This window comes from Acinetobacter sp. CIP-A165, assembly GCF_000367985.1.
Lineage (GTDB): Bacteria > Pseudomonadota > Gammaproteobacteria > Pseudomonadales > Moraxellaceae > Acinetobacter.
In genome coordinates this window covers 127,118-150,392 of record NZ_KB849202.1, presented here as the reverse complement: position 1 = coordinate 150,392, position 23,275 = coordinate 127,118, and the positions used below count along the sequence as shown (strand labels likewise).

General features: G+C 40.9%; 18 protein-coding genes. 4 read left to right on the top strand and 14 right to left on the bottom strand.

Annotation, left to right across the window (positions count from 1 at the left end):
- The 9 genes from F991_RS06290 to F991_RS06250 all read right to left on the bottom strand — a co-directional run.
- Positions 1-1,103: hypothetical protein (locus F991_RS06290; protein WP_004669921.1), on the bottom strand; the 1,103-nt coding region annotated here is incomplete at its 3' end.
- 11 nt (positions 1,104-1,114) lie between these two features.
- Positions 1,115-2,365, bottom strand: coding sequence for an NAD-dependent DNA ligase LigA (gene ligA / locus F991_RS06285; RefSeq protein ID WP_004669920.1), 1,251 nt, complete (start codon positions 2,363-2,365; stop codon positions 1,115-1,117).
- An 11-nt stretch (positions 2,366-2,376) separates the two neighbouring features.
- On the bottom strand, positions 2,377-3,543 hold the full coding sequence (locus tag F991_RS06280; RefSeq protein WP_004669919.1) for a hypothetical protein: 1,167 nt from the start codon (positions 3,541-3,543) through the stop codon (positions 2,377-2,379).
- Between the two features lie 11 nt (positions 3,544-3,554).
- A complete protein-coding gene (locus F991_RS06275) occupies positions 3,555-4,763 on the bottom strand; it encodes a hypothetical protein (RefSeq protein WP_004669918.1) in 1,209 nt (402 codons plus the stop codon).
- Positions 4,764-4,774: 11 nt separating this feature from the next.
- Positions 4,775-5,995, bottom strand: coding sequence for an NAD-dependent DNA ligase LigA (gene ligA / locus F991_RS06270; protein ID WP_004669917.1), 1,221 nt, complete (start codon positions 5,993-5,995; stop codon positions 4,775-4,777).
- Between the two features lie 74 nt (positions 5,996-6,069).
- On the bottom strand, positions 6,070-7,083 hold the full coding sequence (locus F991_RS06265; RefSeq protein WP_004669916.1) for a cell division protein ZipA C-terminal FtsZ-binding domain-containing protein: 1,014 nt from the start codon (positions 7,081-7,083) through the stop codon (positions 6,070-6,072).
- Position 7,084: 1 nt separating this feature from the next.
- A complete protein-coding gene (smc, locus tag F991_RS06260; protein WP_004669915.1) occupies positions 7,085-10,570 on the bottom strand; it encodes a chromosome segregation protein SMC in 3,486 nt (1,161 codons plus the stop codon).
- Positions 10,571-10,591: 21 nt separating this feature from the next.
- The gene (locus tag F991_RS06255) at positions 10,592-11,287 is read right to left on the bottom strand and encodes a GntR family transcriptional regulator (protein ID WP_004669914.1); all 696 of its coding nucleotides are present in this window, start codon (positions 11,285-11,287) and stop codon (positions 10,592-10,594) included.
- Between the two features lie 411 nt (positions 11,288-11,698).
- Positions 11,699-12,499 (bottom strand): sulfite exporter TauE/SafE family protein, encoded by an 801-nt coding sequence (locus tag F991_RS06250; protein ID WP_004669913.1) that lies wholly within the window; start codon positions 12,497-12,499, stop codon positions 11,699-11,701.
- A 29-nt stretch (positions 12,500-12,528) separates the two neighbouring features.
- Between F991_RS06250 and F991_RS06245 the strand changes: the two genes are divergently transcribed.
- On the top strand, positions 12,529-13,281 hold the full coding sequence (locus F991_RS06245; RefSeq protein ID WP_004669912.1) for a biotin--[acetyl-CoA-carboxylase] ligase: 753 nt from the start codon (positions 12,529-12,531) through the stop codon (positions 13,279-13,281).
- Between the two features lie 15 nt (positions 13,282-13,296).
- Positions 13,297-14,040, top strand: a complete 744-nt coding sequence (locus F991_RS06240) for a pantothenate kinase (protein ID WP_004669911.1) — start codon at positions 13,297-13,299, stop codon at positions 14,038-14,040.
- On the opposite strand, the gene F991_RS06235 is transcribed toward F991_RS06240, so the two are convergent.
- Together F991_RS06235 and ffh are read right to left on the bottom strand one after the other, a co-directional pair.
- Entirely contained in the window at positions 14,010-14,597 is a 588-nt protein-coding gene (locus F991_RS06235) for an RBBP9/YdeN family alpha/beta hydrolase (RefSeq protein ID WP_004669910.1), read from the bottom strand. The two genes, F991_RS06240 and F991_RS06235, sit on opposite strands and share 31 nt — an antisense overlap.
- A gap of 162 nt (positions 14,598-14,759) precedes the next feature.
- Complete coding sequence (gene ffh / locus F991_RS06230; protein WP_004669909.1) at positions 14,760-16,172, bottom strand: signal recognition particle protein; 1,413 nt, start codon at positions 16,170-16,172, stop codon at positions 14,760-14,762.
- 146 nt (positions 16,173-16,318) lie between these two features.
- Between ffh and F991_RS06225 the strand changes: the two genes are divergently transcribed.
- Together F991_RS06225 and F991_RS06220 are read left to right on the top strand one after the other, a co-directional pair.
- Positions 16,319-17,128: a cytochrome C assembly family protein gene (locus F991_RS06225; protein ID WP_004669908.1), complete on the top strand. Its 810-nt coding sequence runs from the start codon at positions 16,319-16,321 to the stop codon at positions 17,126-17,128.
- A 78-nt stretch (positions 17,129-17,206) separates the two neighbouring features.
- Positions 17,207-18,139, top strand: coding sequence for a tRNA dihydrouridine synthase (locus tag F991_RS06220; protein ID WP_004669907.1), 933 nt, complete (start codon positions 17,207-17,209; stop codon positions 18,137-18,139).
- Positions 18,140-18,226: 87 nt separating this feature from the next.
- On the opposite strand, the gene F991_RS06215 is transcribed toward F991_RS06220, so the two are convergent.
- The 3 genes from F991_RS06215 to F991_RS06205 form a co-directional block, all read right to left on the bottom strand.
- The gene (locus F991_RS06215) at positions 18,227-19,222 is read right to left on the bottom strand and encodes a DUF6160 family protein (protein WP_004669906.1); all 996 of its coding nucleotides are present in this window, start codon (positions 19,220-19,222) and stop codon (positions 18,227-18,229) included.
- Positions 19,223-19,353: 131 nt separating this feature from the next.
- Positions 19,354-20,853: a hypothetical protein gene (locus tag F991_RS06210; RefSeq protein WP_004669905.1), complete on the bottom strand. Its 1,500-nt coding sequence runs from the start codon at positions 20,851-20,853 to the stop codon at positions 19,354-19,356.
- A 20-nt stretch (positions 20,854-20,873) separates the two neighbouring features.
- Complete coding sequence (locus F991_RS06205; RefSeq protein ID WP_004669904.1) at positions 20,874-23,270, bottom strand: DUF6160 family protein; 2,397 nt, start codon at positions 23,268-23,270, stop codon at positions 20,874-20,876.
- Positions 23,271-23,275: the final 5 nt, after the last annotated feature.

The following is a 23,275-nucleotide window of genomic DNA, read 5'->3' as shown; positions in this document are numbered from 1 at the left end:
ACTAAGCCACTTCTGACTAGCTTAATGATTGCGCCAGGACCAACTCCATTTGTCTTCACCATATTGTAGTGATGAACGGTTGCCCTGCTTAAAGTAGCCCCACTAAGTTTTGTCGGAACCAATTCAGCTACTGGTGAAACTCGACCAGTCCTTGAAGTCTGATGAACAACTTTCAATACTTCGACTTCAGCCGATTCTTCATTCACTTTAAAAGCGATTTGCCACCTATGGAATTTTCTCGTAGAGCCCATATGCTCTTTAATCGGTGCATTTGTTGATTCTAAGACTAATCCATCAATATCAAAATCAATTGAGTTCCACATACTTTCAAGAATACTATCAAATTTTGACAACAACTCTTCAATACTTCCCGTCCAGTTATCTAATAGTGAAAAAGGGTAGAAGACACAGGCACCTTCATCAATTGCCTTTTGAACATCTTCATCAACTTTCTTTTCAGCAATAATTGCTGCTTGGATATTGCGTGAGTTTTCAAATTTTTCACTCAACACTTCATTAAAGTAACTTTTCTTGATTACGATTTCGCCAGGGCCTAAACCTCTTCCTGCGTTTTTTGCTACTTTGAGTCCTCGTTCAAATGCACGAGTAATATCTTGACCTCTTGTCCCATCACCTCGGGTATAGAGAGTTATGCCATCATCATAAGCAGCATAACCATCAAGTTTCGGTGTAACCCTAATACGAATTAAATTTTGATCAAAATCAATTTCTGACGCTGCTTTAGTAATTCTTTCCGTCCATTTTTTAATTTCTTCAAAAGAATATGCTTTATCAGTAGAAAGCATTTTCTTTGGAAGTCGGACAGTCTTACTATCGATTAAAACTTCAGGCTCTACATTTAATAAGTATGGATTGTCGGGATCATGAGTTTTGAAGTAGTTAAGATATTCATCATACGTCTCATCCTCAATAATCGGATAACCTGATCTGTAAAGAGCATTAGCAACTTTAAGTAATGTTTCCAACTCTTCCCAACTGTGCTCATCAGATGTAAATAACTTCTCTGCTTCTTCTATACCTAAATTAAGGTCTAGTTTTTCAATAATGGCGATTTGGTTATCGTTAAATATATATTTAGACATTACTGCTACCCTTACACTGCCATTTGAAAATCTAGTTGAGTTCTACTTGAAACATTTGAGTGTATGGTGACACCTACATCACCACTGCGATACACACTGACCGTATCTCCAATGCGCACATCTAAGCGATGAATTTCACCAATATTATGCAAAGTTACGTTGGATACCATTACCCCTCCAACATTCACGGGGCTAAGCCTTGCAACAGGAGTCAATGTGCCAGTACGACCCACTTGCCAATCAATATTTTCAACTTTAGTAAGTGCAGCTTGTGCAGGAAATTTATAAGCCGTGGCCCAACGTGGTTCGCGACTGAGGAATCCGAGTTGCTGCTGCTGCTGTTTAAGGCTATCAACCTTCACCACCATGCCATCAATTTCAACTTTTAAATCTGGACGCTCTTGCTGAATCTGTTCATAGCGTTGCTGAACTTCTTCAATTGAAGCACAGAGAAATTGTCGCTCTGCGATTTCAAAACCAAATTTAGTCAACCAATGTAAACTATCATGCATGGTCGGTAAGTTATGATGTGGCTCGCATTGCGCGATTCCATAGGCATAGAACGCCAATGGGCGCGATGCGGCGATATTTGGATCTAGCTGTCTTAGGCTTCCTGCTGCGGCATTACGCGGATTGGCAAAGGTTTTATGACCTTTGGCTTCTTGGTCTGCATTGAGCTTTTCAAAGCCTTGCTTTGGCATCAGGACTTCGCCACGCACTTCTAAAAATTGCGGAATCGCTTGATACTGACTGGATAATACTTTTGGTAAATTACGAATGGTTTTAACATTTTGAGTGATATCCTCACCTGTCTCCCCATCGCCACGGGTCACGCCACGAACCAGCACACCATGCTCATACCACAGTGAAATCGCCAAACCATCCAGTTTTAATTCCACATCATATTGGACTTTTTGATTTGGTAAACGCTCATCAATACGGCGTGCGAAAGCAAACAAATCCTCTTGATTAAAGACATTACCCAATGACAGCATCGGCACTGTATGCGTGACGCTTTCAAATTTAGACAGTGCTTGCCCACCGACTTTATTGGTTGGTGTATCTGCCTGAACAAGCTCAGGGTGTTGTTGTTCTAAAGCTTTAAGTTGATGAAACAAATGGTCATATTCACTATCTGAAATGGAAGGCTGATCCATGACATAGTAGGCATGATTGTGTTTTGCAATGAGTTGAATCAATTGACGCATTTGCTCAATCACTGAATTTTGTTCCTGGTTATCGTTAAATATATATTTAGACATTACTGCTACCCTTACACTGCCATTTGAAAATCTAGTTGAGTTCTACTTGAAACATTTGAGTGTATGGTGACACCTACTAAGCCACTTCTGACTAGCTTAATGATTGCGCCAGGACCAACTCCATTTGTCTTCACCATATTGTAGTGATGAACGGTTGCCCTGCTTAAAGTAGCCCCACTAAGTTTTGTCGGAACCAATTCAGCTACTGGTGAAACTCGACCAGTCCTTGAAGTCTGATGAACAACTTTCAATACTTCGACTTCAGCCGATTCTTCATTCACTTTAAAAGCGATTTGCCACCTATGGAATTTTCTCGTAGAGCCCATATGCTCTTTAATCGGTGCATTTGTTGATTCTAAGACTAATCCATCAATATCAAAATCAATTGAGTTCCACATACTTTCAAGAATACTATCAAATTTTGACAACAACTCTTCAATACTTCCCGTCCAGTTATCTAATAGTGAAAAAGGGTAGAAGACACAGGCACCTTCATCAATTGCCTTTTGAACATCTTCATCAACTTTCTTTTCAGCAATAATTGCTGCTTGGATATTGCGTGAGTTTTCAAATTTTTCACTCAACACTTCATTAAAGTAACTTTTCTTGATTACGATTTCGCCAGGGCCTAAACCTCTTCCTGCGTTTTTTGCTACTTTGAGTCCTCGTTCAAATGCACGAGTAATATCTTGACCTCTTGTCCCATCACCTCGGGTATAGAGAGTTATGCCATCATCATAAGCAGCATAACCATCAAGTTTCGGTGTAACCCTAATACGAATTAAATTTTGATCAAAATCAATTTCTGACGCTGCTTTAGTAATTCTTTCCGTCCATTTTTTAATTTCTTCAAAAGAATATGCTTTATCAGTAGAAAGCATTTTCTTTGGAAGTCGGACAGTCTTACTATCGATTAAAACTTCAGGCTCTACATTTAATAAGTATGGATTGTCGGGATCATGAGTTTTGAAGTAGTTAAGATATTCATCATACGTCTCATCCTCAATAATCGGATAACCTGATCTGTAAAGAGCATTAGCAACTTTAAGTAATGTTTCCAACTCTTCCCAACTGTGCTCATCAGATGTAAATAACTTCTCTGCTTCTTCTATACCTAAATTAAGGTCTAGTTTTTCAATAATGGCGATTTGGTTATCGTTAAATATATATTTAGACATTACTGCTACCCTTACACTGCCATTTGAAAATCTAGTTGAGTTCTACTTGAAACATTTGAGTGCATTTGAAAATCTAGTTGAGTTCTACTTGAAACATTTGAGTGTATGGTGACACCTACTAAGCCACTTCTGACTAGCTTAATGATTGCGCCAGGACCAACTCCATTTGTCTTCACCATATTGTAGTGATGAACGGTTGCCCTGCTTAAAGTAGCCCCACTAAGTTTTGTCGGAACCAATTCAGCTACTGGTGAAACTCGACCAGTCCTTGAAGTCTGATGAACAACTTTCAATACTTCGACTTCAGCCGATTCTTCATTCACTTTAAAAGCGATTTGCCACCTATGGAATTTTCTCGTAGAGCCCATATGCTCTTTAATCGGTGCATTTGTTGATTCTAAGACTAATCCATCAATATCAAAATCAATTGAGTTCCACATACTTTCAAGAATACTATCAAATTTTGACAACAACTCTTCAATACTTCCCGTCCAGTTATCTAATAGTGAAAAAGGGTAGAAGACACAGGCACCTTCATCAATTGCCTTTTGAACATCTTCATCAACTTTCTTTTCAGCAATAATTGCTGCTTGGATATTGCGTGAGTTTTCAAATTTTTCACTCAACACTTCATTAAAGTAACTTTTCTTGATTACGATTTCGCCAGGGCCTAAACCTCTTCCTGCGTTTTTTGCTACTTTGAGTCCTCGTTCAAATGCACGAGTAATATCTTGACCTCTTGTCCCATCACCTCGGGTATAGAGAGTTATGCCATCATCATAAGCAGCATAACCATCAAGTTTCGGTGTAACCCTAATACGAATTAAATTTTGATCAAAATCAATTTCTGACGCTGCTTTAGTAATTCTTTCCGTCCATTTTTTAATTTCTTCAAAAGAATATGCTTTATCAGTAGAAAGCATTTTCTTTGGAAGTCGGACAGTCTTACTATCGATTAAAACTTCAGGCTCTACATTTAATAAGTATGGATTGTCGGGATCATGAGTTTTGAAGTAGTTAAGATATTCATCATACGTCTCATCCTCAATAATCGGATAACCTGATCTGTAAAGAGCATTAGCAACTTTAAGTAATGTTTCCAACTCTTCCCAACTGTGCTCATCAGATGTAAATAACTTCTCTGCTTCTTCTATACCTAAATTAAGGTCTAGTTTTTCAATAATGGCGATTTGGTTATCGTTAAATATATATTTAGACATTACTGCTACCCTTACACTGCCATTTGAAAATCTAGTTGAGTTCTACTTGAAACATTTGAGTGTATGGTGACACCTACATCACCACTGCGATACACACTGACCGTATCTCCAATGCGCACATCTAAGCGATGAATTTCACCAATATTATGCAAAGTTACGTTGGATACCATTACCCCTCCAACATTCACGGGGCTAAGCCTTGCAACAGGAGTCAATGTGCCAGTACGACCCACTTGCCAATCAATATTTTCAACTTTAGTAAGTGCAGCTTGTGCAGGAAATTTATAAGCCGTGGCCCAACGTGGTTCGCGACTGAGGAATCCGAGTTGCTGCTGCTGTTTAAGGCTATCAACCTTCACCACCATGCCATCAATTTCAACTTTTAAATCTGGACGCTCTTGCTGAATCTGTTCATAGCGTTGCTGAACTTCTTCAATTGAAGCACAGAGAAATTGTCGCTCTGCGATTTCAAAACCAAATTTAGTCAACCAATGTAAACTATCATGCATGGTCGGTAAGTTATGATGTGGCTCGCATTGCGCGATTCCATAGGCATAGAACGCCAATGGGCGCGATGCGGCGATATTTGGATCTAGCTGTCTTAGGCTTCCTGCTGCGGCATTACGCGGATTGGCAAAGGTTTTATGACCTTTGGCTTCTTGGTCTGCATTGAGCTTTTCAAAGCCTTGCTTTGGCATCAGGACTTCGCCACGCACTTCTAAAAATTGCGGAATCGCTTGATACTGACTGGATAATACTTTTGGTAAATTACGAATGGTTTTAACATTTTGAGTGATATCCTCACCTGTCTCCCCATCGCCACGGGTCACGCCACGAACCAGCACACCATGCTCATACCACAGTGAAATCGCCAAACCATCCAGTTTTAATTCCACATCATATTGGACTTTTTGATTTGGTAAACGCTCATCAATACGGCGTGCGAAAGCAAACAAATCCTCTTGATTAAAGACATTACCCAATGACAGCATCGGCACTGTATGCGTGACGCTTTCAAATTTAGACAGTGCTTGCCCACCGACTTTATTGGTTGGTGTATCTGCCTGAACAAGCTCAGGGTGTTGTTGTTCTAAAGCTTTAAGTTGATGAAACAAATGGTCATATTCACTATCTGAAATGGAAGGCTGATCCATGACATAGTAGGCATGATTGTGTTTTGCAATGAGTTGAATCAATTGACGCATTTGCTCAATCACTGAATTTTGTTCCATTTGTTTTTCACCATATAAAAGGGCGGAAAAACCGCCCTATAAAACATTTCACTGAATTTATTATAAAAGATTAATCATGTTGTTGCTTGATTTGGGCGATAATCAATCACATGATGACGCCAATGTTCTTTCAGCTGCGGCGTGAACTCCAGATTATTTTCGTCATAGACTTTGCCATCCACTTCACGCGCAATTAAGCCCGCAATACTGGTCATCATGTCATAACCTGTGACTGCTTTGCTATTTGGCAAGGCCAAGAAAAATGCCAAACCTTGCACTTGTTCAGTCGATAAGGTTTCCAAATCAAAACCAGCAGGTCCATGATCTGTGATACGTAATACAGAAAACATCAATGCACTTGGCTCATCGGTATTTTCATAGCGATGGAAGCACGACATCTCACCAAAACGTAGACCATATTTAAGTAAAACTTTTAATGCCTTATCACCAGATAACGCGCGGCGTGGGTTTGGATAAACATTAAGGGCGATGATCTGTTCAGCCGTTGCTAATGCGCTTTCATCATCATAACGTTGCTGCTCATGCAGATGTACATCCAAAATATTACTCTCGCCTTCGAAGTCAGCGATTTCTACGGTCTCAATATTTGGATTTAAGCTCAGTTCTGATTCAGGCTTGGTTTCCCCATCCTTGTCCATCACCTCAGTTTCTGCTGATGCGACCGGTTCTACTTCTACAATTTTTTCCAATTGCGGCTCAGGTGTTTCAGTCTCACGGATGGGATCAACATCAACTTGTACTACAGGCTCAACCGTTTCTATATCAGCAGCTACCGTGGTTTTTTCTTCAACTTCAACCAATTCCACAGGTTTCACAACTTGCGATTCAAGTTCAGTCGATTCAATCTTTAAACTCGGTTCAACACGTTCTGCCTCGATCTTCACCTGATCATGTTGTAATTGATCACGAACATGACGAGGAATAACAGGCTGATTACTTTCAGGGTTAATATGCAAATCAGTTTCTAATGAAGGCTCAACTGGTTTTGGTTTTCTTAAAATCATGGTTAAGCCAACGAGCATAATCACAACGGCGATAACAATGCCTATTATTGTATTCATTTCCATACTAAGACTCCGCAACTAACCCGTATTCTTTTGCCTGTTCTAAATCAACAGTCACTAATTTTGATGTACCTGGCTCAGGCATGGTCACTCCTAACAAATCTGTTGCCATTGTCATTGCCAATTTATTATGTGTAATGTAAATGAATTGCACCTGTTCAGAAAGCTCTTTTACCAAATTACAATAACGTTGCACGTTCGCATCGTCCAGTGGCGCATCAACTTCATCCAATACGCAAAACGGCGCAGGATTCAATCTAAAAATCGCAAATACCAATGCCATTGCAGTTAAGGTCTTTTCGCCGCCCGAAAGTAGTGCCAAAGAACTGTTACGCTTGCCCGGCGGACGCGCCATCAATTTCACGCCTGACTGCCAATCATCTTCAAGACTTAAAGTCGCTTCACCGCCACCAAATACCTTCGGAAATAACAACTGCAACTCTTGATTGACCTGATCAAAAGTAGTCATAAACAACTTACGTGTTTCCTGATCAATGCTTTTCATCGCATCTTTCAGTTGAGTTACGGTATTTTGTAAATCTTGCATTTGATGGCTCAGCTCATCAAAACGCTGTGAAACTTCTTCATATTCTTGCGATGCAGCCAAGTTGACTGCTCCAATCTTTTCAAATTGTTGCTGGGCTTTTTCCAATTTCTGCTGATGGTCTTTGATTTCAATCAACACATCGGACAATGGTTCAGAATTGAGCGCTTTAAGCTGTTCTAAATAATGCTCGCGATCTGATTTAGCTGCCTGCCAAGCCAAACGTTTCTGTTCGAGTTGCTCACGCACCTGTTCATCTTTTTGCTGTGCCAAATGACGTTGTTCAGTAAGCTGTTGTTGTTTCTCTTGCACTTGATTCAATTCAAGCTGCCATTCATTCCATGTTTTTTGCAGTTTTTCCGTTTGCTGCAATTGCTCTTGAAACTGTGACTCAAGATTTGGTAGCTCAAGCTGAATCGGATCAACAAACTTCTTCGCTTGTTCAATCTGCTCAATGATTTGTCGGTATTGTGTTTTTAAGAACGAAATATCTTTCTCTAATAACTCAATTTGCTGTTTGGCTTGAGCGGTTTGACGGCGTAAATGTTCACGTTGTTGCTGTTGTTGGGTTAAATGCTGCTGCTGTTCATCCAACTGTTCAGTTAAATTTTCGACTTGAAACTGCAAAGTCTTGTAGTTCGGCAGGACGGCTTCTAGTTTGATCGCCAAAGCATGTAGATCAATCTCCAAGTCATCACGCTGCATCGCATCTTCTTCAAGCTGCACATCCAATTGTTTCAACTGATCCGCCAGTTGCTGTTGCTGCAATACAAAGGCTTGTGCAGTGCTTTGTAACTTCACAATCTCGATATCCAGTTGTTGCAGTTCTTTTTGCTTTTTCTTCAGACTTTGCTGCTGTTGTTGCAAAGCCTGTTGCTGTTGCTGCAAAACTTGTTGTTGTTGCGAAAATTGATGTTCCAAAGCAGATAACTGTGGCTGATTCTCAGCAAGTTGCTGCTCAATTTCCTCTAAACGTACTTGATGACTCAGCAAGCCCTGTGCAGTTTGGCTATCTTCATCATAAAGTAAGCCAATGACCCAATCTACCCCAACATGATAACCATCAAGGGTTAAAATTGACTGGGCTAGGTTTAAGTCTTTTTGATGACTCAATGCTAACGCTAAATTTTCAGCCACAGCGACATTTGACCATAGCGAAGATTGAGGTGATTCGATCCAGTCTGATAGATATTGCAAATCTCCCCTAACCCCTCTTTGGAAAAGAGGGGAACTCCTCCCTTTGATAAAGGGAGGTTGGGAGGGATTTCTTAACTGACGCGCCACACCTTCTTGGAAAGACTGCTCATCATCCAACAAATGCGCTTGCAACCACTTGGCTAAAAACTTTTCAATGATCGCTGCATGGGCTTTCCCCTGAGCGCTTAAATGCAAGTTCTGCATCAAGCGCACAACAGCTTGATGCTGCTTTGGACTTTGCTTAGCCATCAACTGATTTAAATTCTTTTGCTCAGCCAATAAAACCTGAATATCAGTCTTGAGCGTCTGTAAATCAGTCTTACTCAACTGTTGCTGATCTTGCTGCGCCTGCACATTTTGCTGTAGCTGTTCAATGGCTGTTTCTAACGCAACAATCTCTTGCTGTAACTGCTGCTGGTGTCGTTGAAGTTGTGCCTGCTCATCCTGCTGTACTTGAGCACGAATTTGGCTCGTTTGCGTTTGCAAGGTTTGTTTCTGTTGCTCTATGCGCGACACATTTTTTGTAAGCTGCTCGATTTGAGCAGCCATTTGCAGCTTTTGCTGTTGTTGCTTGTCTACTTGGCTTTTTAACTGTTCAAACTGTTGCTGTGCTTGCTTATGCTGAGCCTGTAGATCACTTAAATTTTGCTCTGAGGATTGAGTTTGTTGCTCAAGTCCAATTAAGGCCTCATTTTGCTCATCAAACTGAGTGGTCAAGGTTTCAACCTGTAATTCAGACAATTGCAAACGTTCTTTGCTTTGTGCTTTCTGTTGTTCAAGCTGAGCTAAACTGCTGCTGTTCTGCTGAAATAAACCCTGTTTTTGTTCCAATGTCATTTTCAATTCAGCCAGTTTCTTTTCTGCCTGTTGCCATTCTTGTTGCAACGGAGAGGACTGCTGAATTAAGCGTTGGAATAATGCACTGGTTGCCTCTAAATCATGTTCAATCGTATGTGACTCTGAACGAACCAATTTAAAGCTTTCTCCAAGCTCGGTCATTTGCAAAGTATATTCTTGCTGTAACTTATGACTTTGATCGGCTTGAAAGGACAAAATTTCTATTTTTAAAGTTCGAATTTGAGTTTCTAACGTTTTGTATTGAATCGCAGCTTCTGACTGCCGTTTTAATGTACGTAACTGTGATTTAAGTTCAGCCGCAATATCATCTAATCGTGCAAGGTTTTGTTCAGTATGTTCTAAATGCTGTAAAGTCTCACGACGACGCGCTTGATAGCGAGAAACCCCTGCCGCCTCTTCAATAAATACCCGCATTTCTTCAGGTTTGGCATCTACAAGGCGGTTAATCATACCCTGTTCAATGACAGCATAAGAACGCGGCCCTAAACCTGTCCCCAAAAAGATATCGGTAATATCCCGACGGCGACAACGAGTGCCATTTAAAAAATACTCAGACTTGCCTTCACGCGTGACTTGGCGACGTACAGCAAGTTCATTATAAGCATTGTATGCGCCGCCTAATTTACCGTAAGTATTATCAAAGCGAAGTTCGACACTGGCCACACCCACTGGTTTACGCTTGGATGTTCCTGTAAAGATAACATCCTGCATGCTGCCACCACGCAACTGACGTGCGCTAGACTCGCCCATAACCCAGCGAATCGCATCTATGACATTTGATTTTCCACAACCGTTTGGCCCCACAACCGCCGTACGGTTCGCCTTAAAATGTAAGGTTGTACTATCGGCAAAAGATTTAAAGCCGGAAAGTTTTAAACTGCTTAAACGCATACTGCCGTTTCTTAACCCTAATTAGCGGCGTGAGCGTCTCGCCCAAGCCAATTCAATCTGTTTCATACGTGTCAGAGATTCCAACACAAGGTTGCGCAAGTGTCGACAAAAATCTTCCATAAATAAAGCAGCTTGTTGTGATTTTCGGATCAAAATAGCATCAATCACCAATTTAAACAGGGTAAATGATTCTTGTAGCTCACGACGTGAGGTGTTTAAGGTTAAAAAATAGCTACGACGTAACGATGGCAACAGTTCTTTATAAAACTGCATCAAATAAGGATTGGCCACCATATCGTGTTGTTCTGCTAAATATTTAAAAATCGCATCATAAAATTTTTCAATATCCCCTGCGCGAACAAACTCGACCAACTCATCCAACAATGCTTGTAATTGCTCTGCCTCATTGACACGCCAAGTTTCACTGATACGTTGCACGATATGCCCAAGCACCATCACATTGGTATCAAATAACGCTTTGACCTGTTGAGCAGACATTTCAGAAACAATCGCCCCTCGACGCGGAAAAATTTCGATCAAATAGGTTCTTTCAAGTAATAACAACGCTTCACGGACAGAGCCACGACTAACATCTAATTCTTTAGCGATGCGTAATTCTTGAATACGTTCGCCCTCAACCAGCTCACCGCTAATGATTTGTTCACTAATATATTTTGCAATCTGTTCAGAAAGACTATCAGCCTCTTCGAGATTCATGAGTCCCTCGCTATCTTTGTTATACGCATTTTCCGATACTGGTTGTGCTTTTTTGTTTTAACTGATCTTAGTGTATAAATTCTATATCATTGTCAGACAATTTCATTGCTTTTTAAGCCAATCACGCTAAAAACACAATTAAAACACCCAATTTGACTAAAAAACCAAGATTTTCTATTTTTAATATCAGGTATTTACATTTTTTTATCGGATTTGACCACATATCTGAAAGATAAAATATGAGCAATTTATTTTATTGATTAAAATCACATAAAAATAAAACTTAATGAGTAAAATCACATTTTAACAACCTCGCTTCTAATTATGCGATCAGTAAGATGAGACGCTACGCAGCTTCCATCAAAACATGCTTGTCGTGATGGAAGTCTATTCAGAATTCAACGAACAAGCTTACATCAGCCCTTTATAGACAAAATAACAACCTACTGTGACCAACAAGCCAGCGAAACATTTTTTCAGCATCGCAGGAGATAATCGATGTGCCACTTTCGCCCCCACTTTTGCTGTGATAAAGCTCATCACACTAATGCCGAGAAAAGCATAAATATGCACATAGCCAATGGTATTTGGCACATTGATTTGTTCTTTGGCGCCAAACCACATAAAGCCAACTGCTCCTGCTGCTGCAATTGGCAAGCCACAAGCTGCCGAAGTAGCAACTGCTTTTTGCATCACCACGCCATATCGATTTAAAAATGGAACGGTTAAACTTCCCCCACCAATCCCAAAAATTGCCGAGGCAACACCGATACCACCACCAGCAGCAAATTGGACCGGTGCTGAAGGTAAATGTCGACTGGAATTGACCACAGCATAAGCCCCTTTGAACATCTTATATGCCATCCAAATCGCAAATACACCGATCACCAATTGCAAATGTTGTCCTGACATTAGATCAGCTATCCCTGCACCTAGAAATGAGCCTAGAACCAACCCTGGCGCCAAATTTCGAAATACTGGCCAAAGTACCGCACCTTGCCGATGATGTGCCATCACCGAGCTAATTGAGGTCACAATGATGGTTGCCAATGATGTGCCAATCGCAATATGCATAATGACATTCGGGTCATAATTCATTTGAGTAAAGACAATATATAAAATTGGTACAATAATTAAACCACCACCTACGCCGAATAGCCCCGCTGTAAATCCTGCGATTGCACCAATCAACAAATATATGATTAACTCCATAAACACATGACCACTCTACTTTTAAAACGATGGATGATTTCGCAACCCGCCAGCTACAGCAATTATTGAACGCAAAAAATCAATATCCTGAAGTGGTTTTACTCAAAACGACCACGACATCAACCAATGATGATATGCGTGAAATTGCGCAAAAAGGCATTACAACAGGATTGGTATGCAGTGCACAACAAACACAAGGCCGTGGTCAACACCAACGACAATGGGTGTCTCCTGAAGGCAACATTTATTTAAGCACACTGATTCAAAGCAAAACAGCATTAGATGGCCGCCTTGCACTGGAAGTTGCCCTGAATATTTTACAGATGCCAAGCCTGCAAGATTTAAACTTACAAGTTAAATGGCCAAATGATCTATACAGTTCACAAGGTAAATGGGGCGGGATTTTGGTTGAGCCGCTCTCAGCTAATCAAGCCATTGTGGGTGTAGGGATCAATTTAAATACCCCAGCGATTGAAAGTGCAGATCAACCGATTACTTCTTTACAGATGTTAGGTTTAGAGCAGATTGATCGCTTAAGTTTGATCGCTGAGTTGTACACGGCGATTCAACAAGCCTCTCGGTGGTTTGAACATGGTTGTTATAATTTGGCAGGCCGCTTTAATCATCACGCGATTTGGCTCAATCAACAGGTCGAGTTTGAACATGCTCAAGGCAAAGTTCAGGGCATCTTTCAAGGGATTTCAAATGATGGCGCGGTCATGATCCAAACGAATCAACTACAGCACTTCTATCAAGGTCGTTTACGACTTGCGTCCGTTTGAGGAAACCATCGCCCTATGAAAAGCTTATGGCTCGATATTGGTAATACCCGCTTAAAATACTGGATCACAGAACAAGATCAGGTGATTGAACACGCTGCCGAGTTACATCTACAGTCTCCTGCCGATTTATTATTAGGTTTGATTCAACACTTCCGCTATCAAAATTTGAGTCGGGTGGGCATTTCTTCAGTGCTGGATACTGAAAATAATCAGCGTATCCAAATCATTCTCGATATTTTGGATATCCCGATTATTTTTGCTAAAGTTCATGCCGAATATGCAGGTTTAACATGTGGCTATGATGACCCTAGCCAACTCGGGATTGACCGTTGGCTACAAGTCTTGGCAGTGGCAAAGCCGAATGAAAGCTTTTGTGTAATCGGCTGCGGCACCGCGCTCACGATTGACCTCGTGAAAGATTTACAACATTTAGGTGGCTATATCCTGCCAAATTTGTATCTGCAGCGCGATGCACTTATTCAAAATACCAAAGGCATTAAAATTCCTGATTCCGCTTTCGATAATTTAAAACCCGGTCACAATACTGTTGATGCAGTTCATCATGGGATTTTACTAGGACTGATCAGTAGTATTGAGCAAATCATGCAGCAGTCACCGAAGAATCTGATCTTAACAGGCGGTGATGCACATTTATTTGCCAAGTTCTTGAATCACTATCAACCGCAAGTTGAGTCTGATTTATTGCTGAAAGGATTGAAAACCTATGTTCAGCTCAATTCAGCTTTCACTAAAGTTTGAAGGATCTGTAATAACTGTGGAAACTCAACATAACCATCTTCTGCACAAAAGTGCCCCGCCTGATTCACTTCGATCAATTGGGCATTTAGCATATGTGAAAATTTAAAGCTAAATGGAACAGGTACGATAGGGTCATTGCTAGAAAATAACACCACACGACGCTGTATATTTTGCCTCAATATTCCACTATCAAAAGATGAATGACCAATAAATAGATTCAAATCAGGATGCTGTGGCAACGGCTCATGAAAAGGTGCGATAAATACTCCCGCTTTTATGGTTTTTTGTTGCAGCTTCTTTGTAAGAAACCGAGCAACAGCCACGCAAGAAAGCCCATGAGCAACCACAATACTGTGCTCATTTAATTTTTTTAACTGCGCCTCTAAACATGTGTGCCAAATTTCGCTATCTGGATGACTTGCATCTGCCAAAAAAACGCGTTCAACAGTGACATTCAGTTGTTTGAGCTGTTGTTCTAGCCATAGATACCAATGTTGTTCAGGGTCAGCATTCACACAATGTGTGATATAAATCGTATTGACTAAATTATGCGACATGGTTAACACTATTTTCAATATAAAACATAGATTTAAAGACAATTTTCTTCTTTTAATCTTTGATTAGATATTGATATTTTGTATCAATTTTATACAGATCACAGCCATTCAAACTCAATAAAAAAAGGCGCAGATTGCGCCTTTTTTCCAGATGTAGATCGGTTATTTCTTGGAATCATTATTTCCAAATAATGGTCCCATACCGCCACCACCACCGCCAAATTGTTTTTGCATATTGCCAAACGATTTCAGCATTTTGCTCATACCCGATGGATTGGCAAACTTCTTCATCATTTTCGCCATTTGGGTTTGTTGCTTGATCAGCTTATTGACTTCAGCCACATCCATCCCACAACCTGCTGCAATACGTTTCTTACGACTCGGATTCATAAGATCAGGATTACGGCGTTCTTTAATGGTCATCGATTGAATGATGGCTTCCATGCGCTTGACTTGCTTTTCTGGATTCGCTTTTTCGATCGCATCTTGAATGCCAGAATTGCTCATGCCAGGCAACTTGTCCAAGAAGCCCATCATGCCGCCCATTTTGCTCATTTGTTCAAATTGCATCAGCATATCTTCAAAATTGAAGGTTCCGCCCTTTTGCAACTTTTTCGCCATTTTTTCGGCTTTTTCTTTGTCGATTTTACGTTCAACTTCTTCGACTAAAGAAAGGACATCCCCCATCCCTAAGATACGTTGTGCAACGCGATCAGGGTGGAATGGCTCAAGTGCATCGAGCTTTTCACCGATACCTAAGAACTTAATTGGCTTACCTGTGATCGCACGGACAGAAAGTGCCGCACCACCACGCGCATCACCATCAGTCTTGGTGAGAATCACACCGGTCAATGCCAAAGCGTCATTGAAAGCTTTTGCTGTATTGGCAGCATCCTGACCCGTCATCGCATCAACAACGAATAAAGTCTCAGTAGGCTTAACCGCAGCATGTAACTCTTTAATTTCATCCATCATGTCTTCATCGACATGCAGACGACCAGCGGTATCGACAATCAGTACATCAGCGAACTGAATTTTGGCTTGTTCAATCGCACGATTGACAATATCAATCGGTCTTTCAGACGCATGTGACGGAATAAAACCAACACCCACTTCATTGGATACAGTTTCTAACTGTTTAATAGCCGCTGGACGATAGACATCGGCAGAAACCGTCATTACTTTTTTCTTTTGACGTTCTTTTAAGAAGCGCGCTAATTTTGCAGCAGTGGTGGTTTTACCCGCACCTTGCAAACCAGCAAGCAACACCACGACAGGTGGTTTTGCACTTAAATCTAATGTTGCATTTTCCTCACCCATCATTTTGGTGAGTTCATCATAGACAATTTTTACAAATGCCTGACCAGGCGAAAGCTGCGTCATGACTTCTTGACCGAGCGCTTCTTCCTTTACCTTCGCGATAAATTCACGTGTTACAGGTAACGCCACATCGGCTTCAAGAAGTGCCATACGTACTTCACGTAAGGTATCTTTAATATTGTCTTCGGTCAGCTGCCCTGAGCCAGTAACATTTCTTAAACTCTGTGTGAGTCGTTCTGTTAAGGTATCAAACATTGCGAAATCCGCTTAAAATGGCTAGTTGCAAAAAAATCTTTCTTAAAATAGAAAATTTATGCATAAGATGCTATAGGATACTGTAGTTCGCAGCGAATTTATATCTTAATGGTGAATATTATTCATCCTCCTAAAAAAGGTTTGACATGATTAGTCTCCCCTTGGTTTACACAATTTTGGCACTTATTGCTTATACCAGTTCGTTTTGGTATTTGTTTATTCGTCTAATGTCAAAACGTACGCCAAATCTTTGGTGTTATGGTCTGATGGTGGGTTTAGGAGTACTACTTCACAGTGCTGTCCTCTACCAAGACATGATGACACCAATGGGGATAAATTATGATGTATTTAACCTCATTTCTTTTACTTCGGGGTTGATGCTGGCGCTGAGTTTGATCCTGAGCCTGATTCGTCCGATTTTGCCATTAAATCTGATAGGTACGCCTGTGGCAGCGGTTGGTCTAATCTTGGGTTATGCCTATAGCCAGCCGAATCAATTTATTGAGCTGCATAGCTTTGGCTTAGATCTACATATTATCCTGTCTTTATCTGCCTATGCCGTACTCTTGATGGCGACCATACAAGCCGTATTACTTTGGTTCCAAGACCGAGAACTCAAAAAGAAACAGAAAAAACGAATTTGGGTCAATTTACTCCCCCCATTCCAAGTGATGGAATCATTGCTATTTGATCTGATTATTACAGGTTTCGGTTTATTGACGGCTGCGCTAATCTTTGGCTTTTTCACCATTGATAATTTCTTTGCCCAACACCTCGCACATAAAACAGCATTTAGTATTATCTCGTGGTTTTTATATGGTGCGCTGCTGATCGGTCGTTACAAATTTGGTTGGCGTGGGCTCAAAGCCATTCGCTTTACAGTGACCGCTTTCATTTTGTTAGCCATTGGCTTTATCGGTAGCAAGTTTGTTTTAGAAATGCTTTTAGGGCGTTAATTTTACGGTTTTCATAAAGACTAGACAGCCAATCTTAAAATGCGTATAACGCTGTTTTCGCTTTACTAGGTAACCATCGTGAAACTTGTGCTCGCCCCAATGGAAGGTCTAACAGATCCAATCATGCGTGATGTCCTCACTCATGTCGGCAGTTTTGATTGGTGTGTCACTGAGTTTATTCGTATTACTGATACTATTCTCCCTGATCATATTTATTATAGTTTCTGCCCCGAACTTAAAAATGATGGTAAAACAGCAGCAGGGACACCCGTCCATGTACAGTTTCTAGGGAATAACCCAGACATGCTCGCCGCCAATGCAGCGAAAGCGGTCGAGCTAGGCGCACCAGCAATTGATCTAAATTTTGGCTGTCCTGCAAAAACCGTGAACCGCCATCGTGGTGGCTCGGTGCTACTCGATGAACCTGAGACGGTCCACCTCTTAGTCAAAGCTGTTCGCGATGCGGTTCCTGCACACATTCCTGTCTCAGCCAAGATGCGCTTGGGCTATCTAGATGAAAACCACACTTTAGATAATGCTCATGCCATCGAAGATGCAGGTGCGAGTTGGTTAACCGTACATGCTCGAACCAAAGCAGATGGTTATACCCCGCCAGCCTATTGGGAAAAAATTCAGCCGATTACAGAAGCTTTAAAAATTAATGTCATTGCCAATGGTGAAATTTGGAACAATGCTGATGCCAAAGCTTGCTTACAACAATCACACTGTCAAGACATCATGATTGGTCGTGCTGCTGTCACTACACCTGATATCACCTTGTGTGTTCGCCAAGACCTTGACCATGCTCTTCTTTCTTGGCAAGACTTAGTTGAATTGCAACAACGCTTTTTAAGTGGTCAATATAAAACTGAAATTGGCATGATCGGGCGTTATAAGCAATGGTTAGGCATGATGAGCAAAGCCTATCCTGAAGCACAGGAGCTTTGGGGGCAAGTGAAGCGAATGAAACAACTTGAGCTGATTGTTGATGCACTTAATGCAAAAAAATAAGAGTTATTGAATTAAAAAAGCGACTCATGAGCTAAATACATAAAGTCGCTTTCGCAAAACTAAAAAACCAGAAGATTTAACCTCAGTCTATAATCCGCTTACTCTCATTCTCAAATTAGTCACAGAAGCGCCAGTCAAACCAAAACTGCCCATAGATGCGTTGGGTAAATTATTGAAGACATTTGCTTGTTGAGCATTATTACTACCGAGCAACACATTGTTGAGTTGTAAATTGAATTTATCTGTTGTTCCTGCATGTCCAAAAATAAAACCACCCGCATTAGTACCTTGAGGCGCTTCAATCCCTGCATAGAAACCAGTCAAACCAAAAGGTGATCCATTATGCCCAGTAAATTTAAAATCAAAGCTTGCGCCTATCGGTGCAGTAGTTGAATCCCCAGAAACGGCATAGTCAGAAACCAGCATGATATTACAACCATCACCAGCGCCACAGATTGAATCAATACCACCGCCAAACTTGATCATGTTGCCTTGCGGTGCAGCTCCCAATTGAATATTCATCGTGGGCTTATTTGCAGCAAAGACGACGTCAATTCCTCCGACGCGTAATATTTCTTTGACATCGCTCTTTAACAAGGTGCCAGAATTAAAAATAGAGTTTTGTGTATAGGTACTACCGCTAATACTAGAGAGTGAGTTTGCTGCGGCTGCGTATACAGAGAAAGGAGAAACTCGAAGCCCTGTGACATTGTTATTAAATGCGATCGCGATATTTGCAAATGCGCCATTTGTACCTGTACCAGCATCGGTATCTATCGTGGCAGTAAAACCAAGTGTCGTTTCAGCACCGCTATTTAAACCGACTACTTTTACGGGGGTATCTGTCGTTTGTCCTGCAACGCCTGCGACAACCAAGCCTGCTCGATTGGTATAGTCTGTAGCTAAACCATCATTATCAATAATTGCCAACTGATTGAACTGAATATTTGACTGCACACCGATCGTTAAGCCATCTTGCCCAGTCGTGGCTGAAAGGCTTTGATCATCCATGGGTTGCATTGCCATCGTTAAAGGACTTAACAATAACAATGAAAAACATCCTAGCTTTTTGTTTTTATTCATTGCCCTCATCCATAGACAAATGTTTAAAATATGTACTCTAGCTTAGCATAATCTAGAGAAACCACAATCAATATGAAGCATCTGAAGCTAAAAGTGACTGAGTGCCACCTTTAGCTATAACATCTAAAAACCTAACAGAACTTCAAACCACCAAAACAGTTCGCAACTGGGCGTTGATGTCCATCTAAAAGTAAGTTTTCCAAAACCATAATCGCACGCGCATCATCGGCTAAACGCACATCACCAATACCTTTGTAAAGAGGGCTACCAAATACTGCACCAATTGCCTCTCCAAAACCAATATCAATCCGATTATTTGATAAATAATCCGTAATAAATGTTGCAATTTGAGGTAGTACATCATGCATCGGAATCCCTGTGGTTGGATTCAAAGCTCCAAAATCTAACGGATCTTTAAAAGATAACCACCATCCAGGTTGAGCAATATCATTGGGATCTACACCTGGCCACATTAAGGCAGTATTTTGTAAGGCTAGATAACCACCACTACTAATTGGTAAGTTATGAATTAAATTAAAGTTTTGCTTTACTTGTACATTGGCCTTTAGATTAGTGATATATGAACAATTATTTTTATTTACTACAGCAGCGCAACCAGCTGATGTAGTTCCTTGTGCTCCCATAAAAAAAGTCGCTTCATCAACCAAGCCTAGAATCGATCTATCTATAGTCATCGCAATACCACCGCTATCTGCACCAATGGCAATGGTTGGAATCGGGACATCTTTCACTACCAAATTCAGTTGTTTCATACGACTCCCAGTGACAATCGTTTCAGGAAAATTAAACTGGACATCTTGGCGAGGTACATTAATCCCCCAAATTGGATTGCCATTATAATGATATAGATTTTGAGATCCATTTGCACCAGCTGGGTTTTGATAACTCCCAGAACCTACTGTCATCTTATTAGAGTTCGTAAATGCAACTCGGTCATTTGCAACTGCCCTAATCTTCGCATAAATTAACTGATCAGGCGTAGTTCCAAACATAGCATCTTGGGTAAACGCATTTACAGGGGTTTCACCAACTTTGATGAAACCACTAAAAGTATTAATTCCACCACCAGTAGATAGACCATTGCCATCAATATCATTGCGCGTGCCCGCTGACAGATAGCCTAGGATTTCTTCAGCACTTAGTCGAAAACCAGCGATCTCACGAGTGGAGGCACTATTTGGGTTTTTGATGGCAAACTCAACAAAGGGGTTGGTAAGTACCGCACTGGTATTAGCACGACCTTTGGACCAGGTCGGGGTACCATCTGCCAACTTGCCATCAGGTGGTCCGCTTAGAGATACATTTTCCATATCAATATCGCAGCCATCTGGACCATTGCGACCACCACACCCGAGTTGCAATGCACGAATATTGGCATTCAACTCCATTTTCGCCTCGAGTCCCAACTTATAATAACCATAGTTCTGTAACGGGTTTGCAGTATTCGGTGCAGTAAAACCTAAAGATAAAAGCGCTTGCCCTTGTATCGCAGATAACTCTGTATCAGTCATTTCCACGAGACTATCATTGCTCGCCCATGTATGGGTTGAAACCACTGACATGAGTAGGCAAGAAGTCAATATTGATTTTTTAATTCCTTTTTTCATCATTCTCTTCCTCTGCTACTCAATTAATTACGTGGTCTTAAGGTAAGTTCTGAACGGATTTGTCCACCTGTCATGACCATTTCACCAAGTCGTTGTGCTTTGTTATTCACTGCATCCACTCTTGGGTAGAAGTTAATATCTTGGACACGGAAGACATCATTCGGATTGCGGTCTGGGTTAAAATCAAAACCGAAATTAAAACCAACGTTGTCTTTATTAATAACGATTGCGTTGTTGAACTGGACTAAACCAGACATTTTGTCAAAGCCAATACTCGCTTCATCAATCGGATCACTCAGTTGCAGTGTGCCATCTTTTAAACGATAGCGTCCAACGATGGACAAACGATTGCCATTATTGGCTGTAATTTCATTGTTCGGTATCAAACTAAAATTCATATCACCTAAAAATTTCAGTTTTAGTCCCAATAACACATCATTTTTGGTATTAAATGCATTCAAGATCACTGGGCTAGCACTATTTGGATCATTATAAGTTGGCAAATATCCAGCAGCGATTTCAGCCGCCATCACCATAAGTAAGTCTTTGAGCTCGACATTTACATTACCATTTTCGAAGCCCATGCTGCCATAACCACGAAGTAACATGTCAATATTACGTAAGCCCATATAATAGTTTTTATCGCCATCTACGATTAATATCGACGTGGTTTTACTACCATCGTTATTACGCCCTTCGGTACTCAATGCTAACGCTAAACCTAAACGTTGTGAGTTGGTCACATTTGAACGTGAGACCACATTCGTGCTGTTATTTAGATTAAATACTTCACCAGTATAATTCGTTGCATAAGTCGCTATATTTGCATTAACGTTATAAAAAGGCAGTCCTAGCCCCCATTTGTTGTCCAGCCCTGCATTCGCTTCTATTTTATTTGCGGCTGAAACACCACTACCCGAAGTAAAGCGGCCTCGTCTTGATAGCGCTTGGAAATCGGCACCACGTACTGCGACCACCAAACTATATGGATTGATCGCTTCGTTATGAATTTGTTGCAGATAGTCAGCCGATGTTGTCAGTGTGCCTATATCGGTTCCACCAAAACGTGCATTTCGTAATACTGAATTTTCGGGCATCGTCAAAGTACGTGTATTGGCTAGATTGACATACACATTGCCACTATCAAAATAAGCACGTTGATTTGAATTAATCACCAAAGGACTTAGATCACCAAACTCAAAACCGAAAGTATTGCTGCCCGCGCCACCAATTTCTAAGGTGGTTGCCTTACTATCATCGCCAGCCAACATGCCATCGCCTTTCTGAGTAAACTCCCCTCTCAAACGCAATGCTAGACCACTTGAGCCAATGACTGTTCCATCTGCACCATTCGCGGTGACATTCGCATCACTGGCGAAGCCCAATACATTATTTAATGTATGGGTATTGGTATTATTGTCATCTACTGGTGCAGCAACCCCATTGGCACTGGTACCACGTAGTTGCAGTGCCCCGTTAACCATACGACCACTCATGCCCACACGGATTAAGCCTTTACTATCCTCTAAATTATAGTTCGGCATATTGGGATCAATCATGGCATTGCTTTTGGTCATCAGCTCAATATTTAGACCCGCACTAGTACCTGCATAAGTTCCTGTCTCAGCACCCAACTGATTCGGATCAGTCACTCGCGCAAAGTCAACATAACCATAGGTCGTATCAGGACTATTCAGTTTGCTGGCATTGGCTGTACCCAAGTTAGTTTGTAATATTAAACCTTTGGTCGCATCGACATACATCGCACCTTTACCTAAAAAATTAAAATTGAAATTTTTAAGAATAAGTTGATTGAATTGGTTTGCCGTTCCAGTTCCTAAACCTGTATACAGATTTATATTTTGTAAACCCAACTGCAAAGTCGATTGAGAGTTTGAATTAAATAAACCATCTCGGGTACTAAGTGCAATCACTTGTGGTGAACCCGTTTGAATTGCAAAATTACCAATGCCTGCATTGCAATTTACGCTTGGCGTTTGCGCACAAAGTTGAAAATTATCGACTGAGATGGTAGATGGCTGTGACTCGATATGCAGATCAAGTCCTGTTTTAGTGCCATTTGATCCGGTATTGATTTTAAAATGTGTGCCTAAATTATAATTTCCAGCGCCTGAACCTGCATCATAAGCCATGTTCTTACGTACACTTACACCGTTGGCAACAGCTCTCAGAGATTGTTCAACATTATTCGACGTACCCGCTTGATCTTGCCAGTACAACTGATCAATTTTGACCTCGTCATATTCGACTTGTAAAGAAATACCATCTTGACCATTGACCATACGTAAATCACGATCTTGTAATTCTTGTAATGCATACACTGTTTGTGTCAAACACAAGATACTACTGGCCAATGTTGTTAAAACAAAATGGCGTTGTGTCGTTGCAATCCTTTTCATAACCA

Excerpts from the sequence above, each read along its gene's own strand:
- ligA (WP_004669920.1), bottom strand. The coding sequence starts at position 2,365 with ATGTCTAAATATATATTTAACGATAACCAGGAACAAAATTCAGTGATT.
- F991_RS06280 (WP_004669919.1), bottom strand. The coding sequence starts at position 3,543 with ATGTCTAAATATATATTTAACGATAACCAAATCGCCATTATTGAAAAA.
- F991_RS06275 (WP_004669918.1), bottom strand. The coding sequence starts at position 4,763 with ATGTCTAAATATATATTTAACGATAACCAAATCGCCATTATTGAAAAA.
- ligA (WP_004669917.1), bottom strand. The coding sequence starts at position 5,995 with ATGGAACAAAATTCAGTGATTGAGCAAATGCGTCAATTGATTCAACTC.
- F991_RS06265 (WP_004669916.1), bottom strand. The coding sequence starts at position 7,083 with ATGGAAATGAATACAATAATAGGCATTGTTATCGCCGTTGTGATTATG.
- smc (WP_004669915.1), bottom strand. The coding sequence starts at position 10,570 with ATGCGTTTAAGCAGTTTAAAACTTTCCGGCTTTAAATCTTTTGCCGAT.
- F991_RS06255 (WP_004669914.1), bottom strand. The coding sequence starts at position 11,287 with ATGAATCTCGAAGAGGCTGATAGTCTTTCTGAACAGATTGCAAAATAT.
- F991_RS06250 (WP_004669913.1), bottom strand. The coding sequence starts at position 12,499 with ATGGAGTTAATCATATATTTGTTGATTGGTGCAATCGCAGGATTTACA.
- F991_RS06245 (WP_004669912.1), top strand. The coding sequence starts at position 12,529 with ATGGATGATTTCGCAACCCGCCAGCTACAGCAATTATTGAACGCAAAA.
- F991_RS06240 (WP_004669911.1), top strand. The coding sequence starts at position 13,297 with ATGAAAAGCTTATGGCTCGATATTGGTAATACCCGCTTAAAATACTGG.
- F991_RS06235 (WP_004669910.1), bottom strand. The coding sequence starts at position 14,597 with ATGTCGCATAATTTAGTCAATACGATTTATATCACACATTGTGTGAAT.
- ffh (WP_004669909.1), bottom strand. The coding sequence starts at position 16,172 with ATGTTTGATACCTTAACAGAACGACTCACACAGAGTTTAAGAAATGTT.
- F991_RS06225 (WP_004669908.1), top strand. The coding sequence starts at position 16,319 with ATGATTAGTCTCCCCTTGGTTTACACAATTTTGGCACTTATTGCTTAT.
- F991_RS06215 (WP_004669906.1), bottom strand. The coding sequence starts at position 19,222 with ATGAATAAAAACAAAAAGCTAGGATGTTTTTCATTGTTATTGTTAAGT.
- F991_RS06210 (WP_004669905.1), bottom strand. The coding sequence starts at position 20,853 with ATGATGAAAAAAGGAATTAAAAAATCAATATTGACTTCTTGCCTACTC.
- F991_RS06205 (WP_004669904.1), bottom strand. The coding sequence starts at position 23,270 with ATGAAAAGGATTGCAACGACACAACGCCATTTTGTTTTAACAACATTG.